The sequence below is a fragment of the Aureisphaera sp. genome, from assembly GCF_059726885.1.
Genome location: NZ_AP041051.1, coordinates 1,011,870 through 1,027,534 on the forward strand (window position 1 = coordinate 1,011,870; position 15,665 = coordinate 1,027,534).

Genomic DNA, 15,665 nt, shown 5'->3' on the forward strand with positions numbered 1-15,665 from the left:
TTTCAATTTTGTTACCCCTTGATTCAGAAAAAAAGCAAAAAAACCCTTCAGAAATACATTCCGAAGGGTTCTATCGCAGTAAAATCAATACTTAACGCTTTATCAATTTAGTCTTATGAACTATATTATTTGAGTCTTTTACGCGTACAAAATAGATTCCAGTAGGCAATGAGGCTGCCTGAATCGTTTCTGTCGTATTCCCCATTAATCTTTCATTCAAGACCATTTTTCCACTTAAATCCAGTACCTCAACTTCTTCGATACCTGCCCCGGTTAATTTAATCTGGAACTCATCACCAACTGGGTTAGGAAACAACATCAACGTAGTAGATTGTAATTCAATTGGACTGTCCTGCAAGTCTCCTTCCAAACCATTCAGAATAGCATCGATAATATCCTGTTTGGTTTCTTCGCTCATTCCTCCCCTTCCATTATAGGTGAGCTGATAGGTAAATCCTTCATCGTAACATCCACATTCGGGTGTATACATTCCAACCACATATAGTGTTTCATCAGCAAACACATATCCAGGGAACATGGTAGTTAAGCCCCAGCTAGGTCCTGGGGTCGATGCAAATGGGGGCAATTGGCTCCCACTTCCATTGCCATAGGCAAATGTGCTCCACACAACACTTACAGGGAACCCTGAGCTTTCGGCAACGAACCAGTAGTATTCGCATTCTGCTCCATGAAGATTGTCATCGGTGGTACTTATAGTATTCAAAGAGCCCGTAATCTGGTTGGTTGTACCGTCATGTTGTACTGTAATCTGCAGATTTGGGTCTGTTAGCTTTCCTACATAGATATCGTCTATAGCCACGTCATTTCCGTCGCCATTTCCCCCTTCATCCAACAAGATCCTAACACTTTGGGAAGGGCCCGTTGCGGTAAATGTTATTTCAACATTCTGCCAATTACAGGGATCGCTTGTCACGGTATTAATAGTTTGCGGGCCCGAAGAAGTCGTTCCTGCATTCATGAATACCACAGGTAAAATATCGAAAGTACATTGTGGCATGTTCTTAAAGTTAGCGCAAAATTTATAGCGTTCTCCTTCTTCCAAACCATTTATGGTTTGTTCCCAAACAATAGCTGTACTTGTTTGTTGCGTACGTCCATTAACTGTCATATACAGATCATTTGATGGGTACGAAATTGGGTCCTCACAAAAAGAGTGATCGGTAACGGTGGCTCCAAAGTTTGCAGCAGAATTTGTCACATCATATTCGCCTGGATAGGTTGCAGCGTTCTGCACGTACCCACTTGAAAATCCTGTATCGCCTGCTTCAAAATTTCCATTCATTACGAGGTTCTCATCATCACAACAATACGCGCCTTCGTTTGTTGGTGGCTCGTCATTATCACACTCTTGAATGCAAATGTTATCTACACCAATTACTTCGCTTTGGGCGCCAGACCCTGCCACGTCTACCCAAAAAGACAAGCCAGACACATTCCCTAATAATGTATTCCAATCTGCCGGGGTGGCTCCGCCACTCATTACCCATGCTCCATCGGCATTGCTAGGCATAACGCCTCCAGTAGCCATTTCTATTGGAGCACATACATGGACCCAATCACTGTCTTCAGTAATGGTGATGGTAGATATAAATGTGGCCCTTAAACTGTATGAATTTGGATTCGCGCCCTGATAGATAGTAATCTTAGGGTTTAAGGTTGGCGTACCAGAGGTGGCATCGTTAAATACCTTGTAATCAAAACACAAACAACTCCCCAGATGTTGTTCGAAATTTGTGGGATACGAAGAGTCATTGTAAGTCCAAGAGGCTCCCGAATCATCCCTAACCCTCAGGTAGTTGGTTCCGTCCAATGCTGGACTGGAAATGCTTAGGACTGAAAATAAGTTGGTCCATCCTTCGGTCGAACCACTTTCAAAATCGGTACATATCTCATCCTGAGCAGTTGCAAAAGCAATGCTGAAGAGACATAAGAGTAAGAAAAAATAATTTTTGGTTTTCATAATCTAAAAAATTAAGGTTTACGTGTACAGTGTACATCACTGTTTTTACAACCCTATATCCAACCCTTATACCTCCTGTTACCCCTGCTGTTGAAATATTTTTTAACTTTAGTCATCTTTTTCAGTGTTTATGGGGCAAAACGGGGTTCACAATGACCAAAAATATATTGATGCATTGCTACATAACGACAGCAAACGCATTCAAGAAATCTATACCAAATTCGCTCCTAAGGTGGTAGGATATGTAAAGCAGAATAGTGGAGATGAAGCTGCCGCTAAAGATCTTATTCAAGAGGTCTTGTTGATTATTTACGATCAAGCCAAAACCAAAAACCTAAAGCTTACCTGTCCATTCGACGCGTACTTCTTCATGATTTGTAAGCGGAAATGGCTAACCCGTCTGAAAAAAAACTCAAAGGAACAGGTAACAAATGACCCGTATGCTGGATTTAGTTCTGAAACCCTGGAAGAACAGGTATCGGAAACCGAGCAATACGACACCAAGATGCAACTGTTCAAGGAACTGTTTCAAAAACTAGGAGATACTTGTAAAGAAATTTTACAACTGTCCTTTGGGAGTTTTTCTATGGAAGAAATAGCCACACAGCTTAACATTTCATATGCGTATGCCCGCAAGAAAAAATCCCTTTGCATAGGTCAGCTAACAAAATGGGCACAAGAATCTAAAGTGTACAAACAATTAAAAGAAATTTAGAACCCCATGGACGAAGCGACCACCTTATTGTTTGAAAATTATCTGGACGGACTCCTTTCTGAAGCCGAACGGTCTGCTTTTGAAAAACAGCTTGAAGAAGACGATGAATTCTCAAGTCAATTCAAAACCTATCAGGAAGTAAGAAACCATTTATCCCACGAGTTCTCAAAGGAACGCTCAGATTTTAAAACCCAGCTGGAGGAAATTGGAACGGCCTATTTCGAAGAAAGTACTTTGGAAGAGAAGTCTCCAAAAGTTATTCGGTTTAAACCATGGCAATATGGAATTGCCGCATCCATCGCTTTGCTTATTGGCTTTTTCGTTATTCAGAATACAGGGTCTATAGCGCCGGGGGATTATCAATTCTCTGAACAAATACTATTGACCGAGCGGAGTGGCGATACCGATGTTTTAAAACAGACCGAAATCTCCTTTAATTCAGGGAACTATAATGAAGCTATTTCCCATTTAGGCCGCTTGCTTGAAAGTGATCCTGAAAACTCGGAGCTCTTGTTTTACAAAGCTTTATCACATGATGCATTGGCTCAATATACGGAGGCAGATAACCTATTCGAGCGTTTACATGAGGGCACTTCCCTATACCAACACAAGGCCGCCTTCTACAAGGCGATTAGTCTTTGGAAAAGGAATAATATAGAAGGAGCTAAAGCCCTTCTTAAAACGATTCCGGAAACAACATCCGAATACAAGGATGCGCAACGTATCCTGAAGAAACTATAGTTCGTTCAGTAAGCGAGTGATCTCATCGAGCTTTGGTGTAAGAATTACTTCTATCCTTCGGTTTTTGGAACGTCCTTCGGAGGTACTATTAGATGCCACTGGTGCAAATTCTCCTCGACCAGCAGCCGTTAGGTTATCTTTTGGGATTCCGCTGTTCTTAGTAAGGATGTTCACAATGGCTGTGGCTCTTTTGGTCGATAAGTCCCAGTTGTCCTTTATATTTCCACTACCTCCATAAGGAACGTTATCGGTATGCCCCTCTATTAACACCGCAATTTCAGTATTCTCGGCCAATACTCTTCCCAAAGCGGTTACGGCCTCACTTCCTCTCGTATTTACAGCCCAGCTTCCGCTATCAAAAAGCAGCTTGTTTTCCATGGAGACATACACCTTACCGTCTCGTTGTTCTACTGTTAGACCATTACCTTCAAAATTCGTTAAGGCATCGGAAATGGCATTCTTAAGGGCCCGCATTTTTGCATCTTTGGCCGCAATGATAGACTCCAATTCATCTACACGATCCGATCGTTCCTTAAGCTGCCCTTGAATATATGACAAGCGCTGCTCCTCGGCCATGAGCGCTTTTTCCTTAGCTTCCAATTCTTCCAGAAGTTTTCTGTTTCGCTCCAAATTTTCGGTCAATGCCGACGAACTGTTGGCTTCTAGCGCGTCATAGGATTCTTTCATGCGATCGTAGTTATTCTTGGCAGCAGCCAACTCCATTTCTGCCTGTATTTTCTCGGCCTTTATACGTTCTAGCTCCTTTTTCAACTTCGCTATAGAATAGGTCTCCCCATTTCCTCCTTGGCCATCTAATTGCGCCATTAGGGCTTTGTTTTCTGCTTTGAGGGCTTCATTTTGGGTTTTGAGGTCTTCATATAATTTGGAAGACACACAGGAAGAGGCCAAAAGTAGTACTGCCATTCCCATTAGGATATTTCTTATGCTCATAGTTTAGGTTTTGGGGTTTTATTAATCTTATTTTTTAAATCTCTTATGATCACTACTACACCTATGAAAAGCAGCATTCGTATAAAGGATTTCAGTAAGAAGCTGAATACAATTCCAGAATTACCATAGTCTCTATGAATGCCCGTAACTGCAATTACCCATTCTTCTATAAATGCCCCTGATGTTAGGAGTAGTCCAATAGCTATTAGCAACCTGAAAGGTGGGCGTCGCATTTTTCCAATCCAATATAAATGGGGCAAAATTGTAATCCCAATCATCATGATCCAATAGGCGGCAGCATAGGGTCCCGTTGCTCTACTTACAAAGCTATATTCGGGATGAATTACATAAATAAATGCGCTGTAAACAACCAATGCCAAACCACCCCAACGGATAATCGTCATACCAATAGTCATACATTCTTCTATAAAAGCCTTAGTGCCTGATTTCTTCGTAAACCATAGAATCAGGGACCCAACAATCATTGCCAAACCAAATCCTATTATAGATATAGTTAAAATCCTAATCATGCATTACTTTGGTGTGAACTCCATAGTGAAATTGACGTATTCCTTTTTTGTTATTCCTTCAGCATACGCAAGGTTTACACTCTGGTTGTACTTCGAAAGGTAGGCCTCATTAATTAACGTATGAACATCATCGATTGGAGATACTTTTTTGCCCTTTACATCGATAATTTGATCTCCATATTTAATTTGGCCTATACCGCTTTTTTCAAACTCCGTAAACCAGCTTTTCTCACTTTTGTTCCAACTGCGCGAAAAAAGCCTCCCATGTACCTCTACCATCCATATTTCCAAAAATGTCTCGCGTTGCCGCCCTCCTTTAATTTCTATTAAAGTATGCGAATCTAGGTAGGTGTATAGTTCTTCTGGGAAATGCATCCTTACCATTCTAATTCCACCATATGCGGACAATGGTCGCTATGGTGTGCTTCGGATAGTATAACGGCCCGTTTTAGGTTTTCTTGCAAAGGCTGTGCCACCATATTATAATCGATACGCCACCCTTTGTTGTTGGCCCTAGAGTTGGCCCGATAGCTCCACCATGTATAATTGTGCGGTTCTTTATTGAAATGCCTAAAAGAGTCTATAAATCCACTATCCATGAAATTACCAATCCATTCGCGCTCCACTGGTAGGAATCCAGATACATTTTTGTTTCGGACAGGATCATGAATATCGATCGCCTCATGACATATGTTATAATCACCACATATGACCAGATTAGGAATGGACGTTTTCAGTTTATTTACATACTCCTGAAAAAGATCCATGTACTCTAATTTGTGTTCCAATCGGGCCAAATTAGTTCCACTTGGCAGGTATAGACTCATAATGGAAACATGATCATAATCTACACGAATATTTCTTCCTTCAAAATCCATGGAAGCTATTCCCGTTCCATATTCCACATGCTTAGGTTCTTGTTTGCAAAAAATCGCTACACCACTGTACCCTTTCTTCTCTGCGCTAAACCAATAGTGATAGGGATAACCTGCAGCTTCAATCTCTGATACCTCGACCTGATCCATATTTGCCTTGGTTTCCTGTATGCAAATAACATCGGGATCTGCACTTTGCATCCATTCTACAAATCCTTTTCTCATGGCCGCCCGAATACCGTTAACGTTATAGGATATTATTTTCATAATCTGATACTGTTACTAGTAAGGCTAAAATAAATAACAATGTATATTTACAGATAGGCTCCCAAGAAAGGTTTTCACAAAACAATCAACAAAATAAAAACCCTGCGGGTAAGTTGTAGTACGTATGAAATGGTATCTCTGTGTTTTTTTGTTTTGTTTTGGCCTAGTGGGTCATGCTCAGGACACCCTTTCCAATTACCGTTCGAAAAAACTTGCCATAAAGGATACTATCTACCTAAACAAAGCCGGAATTAATCCAGCGGAATTCTCTGTTCAGAATAAAATGGGAGAAGCCATAGACAGTATTTCCTATCAGGTAAATTATGAAAAAGGCTGGGTTGTATTTCCCAAAGAAGCTATAATTCAGAACGATTCCATTACCATCAATTACTTGGAATACCCTTCTTTTCTGACGAGGGATTACTTTATTTTGGATCCGAAGATTATATCGGAAAACAGTGATGCCCTCAATAAACTCTACACCCTGGGACAAAGCAACCGAACTATTACCAATTCGCCATTTGCAGGATTAAATACCCTAGGAAGTATTACGCGAGGGGTTACCATAGGGAATAATCAGAATGCTGTGGTAAATAGCGAGTTGGACCTTCAGATTACCGGTAAGCTAAACGATAAAATAAGTATACGGGCCTCTATTCAAGATGCCAATATCCCCACACAGGAAGGTGGCTATTCGCAGAGCTTGGACGAATTCGACCAAATCTTTATCGAATTGTACGGTGACAAATGGAACATTCGTGCAGGAGATGTCGATCTTCAGAACAACACCTCTTACTTTGCGCGTTTTACGAAAAAAGTGCAGGGTATTTCCCTCGGCGGTACCTTCGACCATAAAGATGGGACAAAAACTTCTGCCTTTGCCTCTGGTGCACTGGTTCGTGGTGTGTTTCAACGCAGTCAATTTCAAGGCCAGGAAGGCAATCAAGGGCCTTATAAATTAGTGGGACCCAACGGGGAGTTATTCATCTTAATCGTTTCGGGAAGTGAGCGGGTCTATGTAAATGGTCTTTTATTAAAGCGTGGTGAAAACGAAGATTATCTTATCGATTACAATGCGGGCGAGATCAAGTTTAACCCCACCTATCCTATTAATGCTAATATGAGGATTACGGTAGAGTATCAATTTACAGATCAGAGTTATACCAGGTTTATAGGTTATGGCGGTGGTGAATACGAAGCGGACACCTTTAAAGTGGGCGCTTATGTGTATTCTGAAAGTGATGCCAAAAATCAGCCATTGCAACAGAGCCTCACCGAAGAACAGGTGGGTATCCTTTCTGATGCCGGTGACAATACGGACTTGATGAATGCCCCAAGCGCAGTTCCGGATACATTTTCAGAAAATAAAATCCTTTATAAAAAGGAAGATCTTAATGGCACTGAGATTTTTGTGTTCTCCAATGATCCTGAAGATGAACTATTCAATGTTCGGTTTAGCCTAGTTGGAGACAATCTGGGGAACTATATCATAAGCGATGAGAGCGCTATCTCGCGAATCTTTGAATTTGTGGAACCCATAAATGGTGTTCCTCAGGGAAACTATGAGCCTATCATTCGCCTGAATGCCCCCGAAAAATTACAATTGGGTGGAGTGTTTGGAAGTTACCGTCCTACCGAAAAAACATCTGTTGACTTTGAACTCACCGGAAGTATTAATGACCTAAACTTATTTTCAACTATTGACAATGATAACAATGAGGGCTTTGGAGGGCATATTAAAGCCAAGCAACGGCTATGGACTACCCAAGACACCCTTTTGGTAAATGCCTTTGCTTCCCTGGACTATCTTCACGAGGATTTTAGAACGATTGAACGCCTGTACAATATTGAATTTAACAGGGACTGGAACTTAGAAAACCCCTTGGGAAATCAACGATTCGTTACTTCGGGGGTAGAACTTTCGCACCCAAAATATGGGGGTGGACACTATGAATTTCAAAATTTAGATTATTCTGAAAACTTTACTGGAACACGTCATGTGCTATCTTCGATAACGCGCTGGAACAAACTTCAATTATTATTGAATGGAAGTTATTTGGACAGTAAAGGAGAAGTGTTAGAATCCAAGTTTGGTCGTGCACAGGTAAATGCGGCCTATTCTTTGGAAAAGGCGTGGGTGGGTGCGAAATACAATGCTGAAGATAATGAAGTAAAGGCCATTGCCAATGATAGCCTTACACCTCTTAGCCAGCGTTTCTCTTCTTACGAAGTCTACACGGGAGTGGGTGACAGCACCAAAGTGTATGGGCAAATTGGTTATCGTTATAGGGTTAATGATAGTCTTAAGGACAATATCGTGACGCGTGTAAGCACCTCCCATGATTATATTGCCAATGCTCGGCTCATTCAGAACAAGAACACCCAATTATCAATCTTTGGGAGTTATAGGATTCTTGAGAACGAAGATGAAACACAGGAAGATGAAAACACACTTAATGCCCGAATCCTTTATTCACAGAATTTATGGAAAGGAGCTGTTCGATTAAATACAGCTTTGGAATCGAATAGTGGGGTAATCCCCCAACAGGAATTCACATATGTACAGGTGGAACCGGGACAGGGAACATTTACTTGGATCGATTATAATGACAATGGTGTTCAGGAACTTAATGAATTTGAAATCGCCCAATTTCAGGATCAAGCAGAATATGTTCGCGTACTCTTACCCAATCAAGTTTTCGTGCGAATTAGAAATAATAAATTAAGCCAAATCGTTACTTTAAATCCGCGGTCATGGCAAAACGAATCGGGACTCAAGAAATTCTTCTCTCATTTTTATAATCAAACGAGTTATGTAATCGATAGAAAAGTGGTGCGCACCAATGATCTCTCCGATATTAACCCGTTTAAGGATGGTGGGGACGGACAGCTTGGGCTTACCTTAAATTTTAGAAACGCCCTTTTCTTTAATAGGGGGAAACAGAACTACACGACTAGCTACACCTATATCTCCAGTTCTGCGAGTAATCTCATATCATTGGGCCTTCAAGAGAACACATTAGAGAGCCATCAATTTAATTTCAATCATAAATTCAAAGATTTTTGGTTGGTAAACCTGAAAAGTTCCATTGGTAATTCTGACAGTCGCTCCGAGAATTTCGAAAATCGAAATTTCGATTTGGACACCTATTCCTTAAACCCCAAGTTATCGTACCTATTGAATAGGCAAACACGATTTGACGTCTTCTACCAATTCCTGAACAAAGAAAATGCTTTAGGGGACATGGAGACTTTGGAACAACAAAAAATGGGGGTTTCCTTTGCGTATAACAACGTTCAGAAAATTTCGATTTCTGGGGAATTCAATTATATAGATAATGCATTTACTGGGAGTTCTTTTTCGCCTGTTGCCTATACCATGCTAGAAGGGTTACAACCAGGAACCAATTTTACATGGAATTTACTGTTTCAGAAGCGCATTACGAAGTACTTAGATGCTAATCTCTCCTACTTTGGAAGAAAGAGTGAATCCTCAAGTACCATTCATACAGGGACCATTCAATTACGGGCCTATTTCTAAACAAAAAAAGAGCGGACTTTAGGCCCGCTCTTATATTCTAATTGGTGTATGCTGAAACTTATCTTACGATAATTCTCTTCACACCACCAAAGTTTTTGTCTCCAATTCTAACGATGTAAACTCCAGCTGGAACGTAAGACATATCTAGGTCATATTCATAACCTGTTCCGTCTTCGTTGTCCAAACGGTAAGATGCCAAAATTTGACCTCTCATGTTCAATACGCTGAATTCTAATCTTTCAGTTACTGTAGTTGTTGGCAACAACACTTTGTACTGGTCATTTCCTTGATCCAATACTACAAGCTCACCATTATTGGCAAACTCCTCTCCAACACCAGCAGTTTGACCTTCACATAAGTTAAGGCTCCAGTCTAGTAGCGTACCACCATCTTGGTTTGCATTATCGGTAATTACCAATGTCCAATCTCCGATAGAAGATAGACCATCGAAAGCGGATAATGGCTCACTTGGCTGGAACGAACCTGTAAATGGAGGTGTTCCTCCCGCAATTGGGTCGGTCGCTTCATCATCTAAGGTAGTATCGGTAAAGTTCTGACAGTTACCACAAACTCTATCAATAATAGTTACAGAAGTCGTGTTATCTGGGTGGATTAGTTGAATATCTAAATCTCCTACCCAAGTGTGATCTATATTAAGGTTCACATTTACATCATTGATTGTAAAATCGTCTGTAATTGTAATCGTAGATATGGTAGTGGTTCCTGCATCTGGTCCTACTGGCTGATCTGTATCGTTAGTTAAACTAGAACAAACCAAGTGCGTAACACCTTTTGTAACACTATTGTTAGATGCATCACCATCTGAACCTAATTCCGAAGAAGCTTCAATAATGTAAGAAGCCCCTGGAGTTGAAAGATCTGCTTGCTGTGCAAAGGTGTAAGAGATCGTTGCGCCAGAAGCAAGAGGCCCTGCTACTGTTTCCACAACAGGTGTACCACCATCTACAGAGTAAGAAACATCGAAATTAGTCTGCTCTGCAGTACCAAAGTTTTCGATAGTAATGGTAACATCTTCATTCCCTAATCCTTCCCCTGTACTAGGAGCTGTAATTTCTATGGCACCTATATCATTAGCCAATACGTGAGTAACCATCTTAGTCACACCGTCATTGTTAGTATCTTCATCTCCACCTAAGTTCGTGCGAACTTCGATCTCATAGGTCTGTCCTTCTGTAGATAGATCTAAAGTAGCTGTAAATGTGTAAGGAGCACTTGTAGTTGCAACCAATGGTCCAGCAAAAACTTCAGTAGCTATTAAGTTTCCATCTAGATACAGTTCCAAATCAATATTTGACTGATCCAACTGTCCGAAGTTAAAGATAGTTACGTCTACTTGCTCAGTTGCTGTTAAAGCACCATCGTTTGGAGCATCAATACTAACAGCTCCAACATCTACGTTGAAGTCTGGAGCAATTTTAAATACCCCAACAACATCTGCTCTGGAAGTACCTGGCTCTGGACTCATATATTCATTGATGAACCAGAATGTTTTATCATCGGCTGGATCAATATCAATCTTACTGTAGTCCCCGTAACGTAATCCTGGAATGTTGGCATCACCATTACGGATTAACTCTTCTGCGATGGTCATCGTACCTGCAGGATCTGCAGAGAAACGACCCGTATAGTAAGAACTCACCTGAATCGGGTTAGGATCTCCTGGATCTACTGTCATGGAACTATATCCCATACCAATATTACCCTGTACGTCCATCATCATACTTGCATGCCAAGCGTGCTTTTCACCACCGGTTGGTGTATCAGGAGCTTCATACGTTCCTTCTTGGAAAACACTCCATGGCATTCCATCGCCAGATTGACGCAATTCATACCAGCGTACAGCTGCTTTCTCACCACTGGATGCATCAACATCGATAACAAAGTTGAAAATTGCAGAGTTGTGCGAACCAAATTTTCTAAACTGCGCTTGGTTCATAATGGTTGCCTGTAATGCATCAATAGCAATACCACCACCTGGCTGAGTAAGGTTAGAGAAACTTCCTCCATCAAAAACAGAGATAAAAGGAGTTGTTGGAAGTTCTGTTGCAGCAGAAACTGTAGAATTCGTAGGATCTGTAAAGTCTGCATCAATAGTCCAAAGCTTTACGTGATCTGTGGTAACACCACCCCATGCATCATCTTGAAGATATACTACTGGAAGACCACCTGCTGCTGGCAAGTTATCATCTGTAACATTAAATGCCTGTGGGCTATAAAATCCACTAGTGGCGATACCTGGAAGGTCAAAACCTTGAATACTAGCCGCTGGATCACCAGCTATCATAGCTGCTCTATCCATTGCCCATACCTTGTTACTACTTCCAGTGTTATCTGTAATGTAGTATCCATCACTCCACTGAGACAGTTTTTGGTAGTCATTAATTTGTGGAATGTTATACACGTTCCAACCTGTAGCTAACGGGTCGGTGCTTGTTCCATCAGAGATAGCAACCTGTGCACCACCACCTAAGAAACTAAGAACCCAACGCTCCGCAGCTTGATCATAGGAAACTGTTAAGTCACAACATCCTCCACTTGGGAAAATTGATGGGTTAGGTGGCATTTGCCCAGATTGAGCTACACCATTTTTGTCATAAACTATAAATCCTGTATTGAACACCACCAAAACATGATCGGGTCCTACTGCCAGAGAAGGATCGGTTGGTTGTGAACTGGATACAGCAGCGTCGAACACCAAGATTGGTGGTTGACCTGGAATACGAGAAGTAAGCGGGTGCTTATTTCTTGAGAAATAGTCGTTCTCGGTTTGCGGATCCTTTCCAGGAACTACCTTTATACGAGAAGCACGACCATCCTGTTTTTCTTCATTATTGTCCACCCAATCTGGGATTTCGGACAATCTCTGATTGATCGGCGGGACATAAGTCCTTGTAATCTCCCCTACATAGAAGGGACCGTCAGGCTGATTTTCCTGCGCTACTGCTCCAAAACTGGCAAGGAGTAGAAACGACAGTAATGCGTAAGTTAATTTCATTTCAACAAGTTTTTGGTTAAATTTTTACTGAGGCTTTAAAAATACCACCATTTCTTTAAATATCAAGTAATTAAGCCAATTATTTAGTAGGTTTAAATAGTTAAATTTCAGTTGTTTACAATTTATTTTCCTATTGTTTTAGTAGGTTTTGATGGAAATAAGAGGTAATAATTCGGGTCGTTAAAATGCATCATAAAAAAAAGAGCGGCTTTACCCGCTCTTTTCAAACTCACAAAAAAATCATATTTAACTACTAATCTACTACAATCTTTACTGCCTTGAACGTTCTTAATCCAAGGTTCCCCATTTTTATGAGATAAACACCTTTTGAGGCGTAGGACATATCTAATTGATATTCGTAACGATCCCCCTCTTTTTCAATATTATTAAAGGCCAATTGCTGACCCAATAAGTTGTACACCCCAATGGACCCCACTGCATCGTATGAAGTCGTCAAGGAGATTTCGAACTGACTATTTCCTTTGTTAACCACCAATAGCTCAGCGGCTTCTATAGAAAGGTCATTGACTCCCAAAATGGACTGAATATCAACCGTATAATCTTGTACTTCACCGTAAGCAAAATCAGTACAAGGATCATTCACATCACCATCTGCCGAAGTATCTATAGCCTTTGCCCTTAATCTGTGCAGTCCTATAGGTGCATCTACTGGAATGGTTAGTGTGAAATCCTCTAATACGTCATTACTCTGGAAAAACTCACCCGCAATCAGTTGCTCAACTGGTTCGAAGGTTCCATTATCATCAAAGTCAATCCAAACAGACAATGCTTCTACCCCTGCACCACTATCCCAATTATGCTGTGCCTGTAAGGTGTATACATTAGATCCAGCCTGATTGCTCAACACCGTAGACAGATCGGTTCTATCTGCGTACCCAGCAGGACTTGACGCAGGTTCTGTGTTACATCCATCACCTCCATCATCTGCATCGATCGTATTTAAAATAAACTTCTTTATACCATCCAGATTACAACCTTGAATAGCAGTTGGTTCACAGTACAAAATCCCATTGGTTACGATTTTGGTAGTGGCGTCATTGGACGTATTGGTATCGCCTGCAAGGTTGGTTTGCGCTACTATGGTATAATCGCCAGGAACTGACAAATCCGCCTGATTGGTGAAGGTATAAGATTCAATGGACCCGGCAGAAATGGTTCCTGTATAGTTTTCGACAACGGCAGTTCCTCCGTTCACGGTGTACTGTACCTCTGGATCTGTAATATCATTGCTCCCGAAATTTCTTATATCTACCGTAACATTTTCATTCGCAGTAAGCAGCCCGTCGTTGGGTTCCGTTATTGCAATAACACCTATATCATCCGGCCCAGGAGGCTCTATGGTAAAGGCTCCAACAACACCATGAGTAGCACTTTTCCTGTATTCGGTGATATACCAAAACATGCCATCTGCCGAGGGATCTATATCAATTTTACCATAATCTCCATAACGGAAACCTCCAATATTGGCAGTCCCCATATCTATATTCTCTTCGATCACCGTCATGGTTCCTAGAGGATCACTTTCGAAACGACCCGTATAATAAGAACTCACTCGAAAATCGGTTGGATTTGGAGTTGATGGACCAGCCATAGCAGAATATCCCATAGCAATATTTCCGTTGGAATCTAAGGTTAAACTACCCATCCAAGCGTGTTTACCGTCTGGCGCAGTATAAGTTCCTTCCTGATACAATGACCAAGGTTGGCCGTCATCATCCTGTCGAAACTCATACCAACGTATTCCTGCCAGTTCACCACTGCCTCCATCTGTATCGACCACATGGCAAAAAACAGCAGAATTATGAGTTGCGAACTTCCTGAATTGGGCTTGATTCATAATGGTTTGCTGAATCGCATCAATGGCCACACCGCCTCCTGGCTGATCGAGGTTACTAAACCCTCCACCATCGAACACACCAATAAAAGGTGTGACGGGAAACTCAGTAGCTGCCGAAACAGTAGAGTTCCCAGGAGTAGTCCAGTCTATATCTACGGTCCAAAGTTTAATATGGTCATCACTGATTCCTCCGAAGGCGTCATCTTGCATAAATACAAATGGGGCCGCTCCAGTGGCAGGATAATTGTCATCGGCTACATTAAATGCCTGCGGTGCAAAGAATCCTCCAGGACCTGTCTGGATCCCTGGCAAATCGAACCCTTGAATTCCAGCACTAGCTGCTCCAGCTAACATCGCATCCCTTTCTATCGCATGAATTTTTTCAGCTCCGCCCTTGTTGGCTGCTATATAATAAGCATCGCTCCAAACCGAAAGTTTTTGGTAGTCGGTACTCATGTTAAATTGATAGCTATTCCAGCCCGAGGTTACTGGGTCTGCACCATCGGATACCGCTACCTGAATACCACTAAAAGAATTTCCTGCTGCCGTAGCCGATAGTACACTTAACACCCATCTGTCTGCAGCTGCATCGTAGGATACCGTAAGATCACAGCAGGTATCATTATTGGTAAATATATTGCTATCATCTAATTGAGCGGTTAGGGGATTTCCATTTTTATCGTAAATAATGAATCCCGTGTTAAAAACCACAAATACATGGTTAGGACCAATTGCAATAGCTGGATCGGAAGGAGACCCACCTGTGTTATAGGCATCGAACACGACACTTGGGGGAGATACGCGAACAGTTCCTGTCTTTGGATCAGGGTTGCTTGCCAAATAATCATTTTGGCGCTGTGGGTCCTTTCCGATAATTACTTTGTTTCCGAAATGACGTTTGTCTTTAATAGGCCGTGGACTCGTATCGGCAAGAATTAGATCGGAAGTTCTTGAGGCTAGGGGCGCCACATAATACATAGATACCGATTCTGAATGGTAAGTCGCCGGCGACTCCACATTGGGGACTTGTTGGGCAAATACTCCTACTCCGGAAAGCAGTAGTAGCATCGCGAGTACATAAATCTTTTTCATTTTAGGGAATTTTTTAGGTTTTGATAAAGTAAATGTACTTATCAAATAACTAGAAATCAACTTGTTAGGATATTCTCAATTTTGTTTAAGTATTTGAT

The 15,665-nt window shown here is 41.4% G+C and carries 10 protein-coding genes; 3 read left to right on the top strand and 7 right to left on the bottom strand.

Features of this window, described 5'->3' with window-relative positions; translation table 11 throughout:
• Positions 1–91: 91 nt before the first annotated feature.
• Positions 92–1,981, bottom strand: a complete 1,890-nt coding sequence (locus AC6JAD_RS04665) for a T9SS type A sorting domain-containing protein (RefSeq protein WP_461302302.1) — start codon at positions 1,979–1,981, stop codon at positions 92–94.
• A 130-nt stretch (positions 1,982–2,111) separates the two neighbouring features.
• Here AC6JAD_RS04665 and AC6JAD_RS04670 point away from each other — a divergent pair, with 130 nt between their 5' ends.
• Positions 2,112–2,696: an RNA polymerase sigma factor gene (locus AC6JAD_RS04670; protein ID WP_461302301.1), complete on the top strand. Its 585-nt coding sequence runs from the start codon at positions 2,112–2,114 to the stop codon at positions 2,694–2,696.
• Positions 2,697–2,702: 6 nt separating this feature from the next.
• A complete protein-coding gene (locus AC6JAD_RS04675; protein ID WP_461302300.1) occupies positions 2,703–3,437 on the top strand; it encodes a tetratricopeptide repeat protein in 735 nt (244 codons plus the stop codon).
• Here the strand turns inward: AC6JAD_RS04675 and AC6JAD_RS04680 are convergent.
• From AC6JAD_RS04680 to AC6JAD_RS04695, 4 genes are read right to left on the bottom strand one after another with little or no spacing between them, the layout of a single operon-like run.
• The gene (locus AC6JAD_RS04680; RefSeq protein WP_461302299.1) at positions 3,432–4,388 is read right to left on the bottom strand and encodes an OmpA family protein; all 957 of its coding nucleotides are present in this window, start codon (positions 4,386–4,388) and stop codon (positions 3,432–3,434) included. The two genes, AC6JAD_RS04675 and AC6JAD_RS04680, sit on opposite strands and share 6 nt — an antisense overlap.
• Positions 4,385–4,918 (bottom strand): hypothetical protein, encoded by a 534-nt coding sequence (locus tag AC6JAD_RS04685; RefSeq protein WP_461302298.1) that lies wholly within the window; start codon positions 4,916–4,918, stop codon positions 4,385–4,387. The genes AC6JAD_RS04680 and AC6JAD_RS04685 overlap by 4 nt, the downstream gene beginning before the upstream one ends.
• Before the next feature lie 3 nt (positions 4,919–4,921).
• A complete protein-coding gene (locus AC6JAD_RS04690) occupies positions 4,922–5,293 on the bottom strand; it encodes a DUF2255 family protein (RefSeq protein ID WP_461302297.1) in 372 nt (123 codons plus the stop codon).
• A gap of 2 nt (positions 5,294–5,295) precedes the next feature.
• Positions 5,296–6,060, bottom strand: a complete 765-nt coding sequence (locus tag AC6JAD_RS04695; protein WP_461302296.1) for an exodeoxyribonuclease III — start codon at positions 6,058–6,060, stop codon at positions 5,296–5,298.
• 124 nt (positions 6,061–6,184) lie between these two features.
• On the opposite strand from AC6JAD_RS04695, the gene AC6JAD_RS04700 reads away from it, so the two are divergent.
• Positions 6,185–9,601, top strand: coding sequence for a DUF8818 domain-containing protein (locus AC6JAD_RS04700; protein WP_461302295.1), 3,417 nt, complete (start codon positions 6,185–6,187; stop codon positions 9,599–9,601).
• A 58-nt stretch (positions 9,602–9,659) separates the two neighbouring features.
• Here the strand turns inward: AC6JAD_RS04700 and AC6JAD_RS04705 are convergent, their stop codons facing one another.
• Both AC6JAD_RS04705 and AC6JAD_RS04710 read right to left on the bottom strand, forming a co-directional pair.
• Entirely contained in the window at positions 9,660–12,617 is a 2,958-nt protein-coding gene (locus AC6JAD_RS04705; RefSeq protein ID WP_461302294.1) for a CARDB domain-containing protein, read from the bottom strand.
• Positions 12,618–12,870: 253 nt separating this feature from the next.
• Positions 12,871–15,567, bottom strand: a complete 2,697-nt coding sequence (locus AC6JAD_RS04710) for a GEVED domain-containing protein (RefSeq protein WP_461302293.1) — start codon at positions 15,565–15,567, stop codon at positions 12,871–12,873.
• Between the last annotated feature and the right edge of the window lie 98 nt (positions 15,568–15,665).